Consider the following 497-nt stretch of genomic DNA (forward strand, 5'->3'; position numbering starts at 1 on the left):
CCAGGGGAAAGTTCCACGGCGTTATCATTCCGATCACGCCGCGCGGTTCACGGGTCACAAGGCCCAGATTTGCGTCCCCGATATTGGAAACCAGATCTCCGGGGATTTGCCAGGCGAGCGCTGCAGCATAGCGCGCAAGCTCTATCGACCATTCGACCTCGGCCTTGGCGAAGCGGATCGGCTTGCCGACCTCTTCGGCCTCAATCAAGGCAAGCCTGTCGATCTCACGGATCAGCAGATCCACCCAGCGCCCGAGAGCCTTTGCCCTCTCGGCGCCAGGGATGGCTGACCATATGGATCGGTCATCGAAAGCCCTTCGGGCAGCTTCGATCGCGGCGTTGACGGCGTTCTCGTCGCTTTGCGCGAACCTCGCCAGCAGCTCGCCATGGGCCGGTGACTTGCGTTCCACCTTGCGATCGGTCTTCGCCCAGGCGCCATCGATCCAGTTCTCGTATTCGCGCACGTTCATCAGCTCACGTCCCCGGTCAGTTGCGCGC

1 protein-coding gene is annotated in these 497 nt (G+C 62.2%); it reads right to left on the reverse strand.

What is annotated here, in order from left to right; genetic code table 11:
- Positions 1–469 (reverse strand): aldehyde dehydrogenase family protein (locus tag EN780_RS37405; protein WP_128276649.1); only part of this gene is annotated, 469 nt, incomplete at its 3' end.
- Between the last annotated feature and the right edge of the window lie 28 nt (positions 470–497).

It is taken from the genome of Mesorhizobium sp. M4B.F.Ca.ET.089.01.1.1 (assembly GCF_004022605.1).
Taxonomy (GTDB): domain Bacteria; phylum Pseudomonadota; class Alphaproteobacteria; order Rhizobiales; family Rhizobiaceae; genus Mesorhizobium; species Mesorhizobium abyssinicae.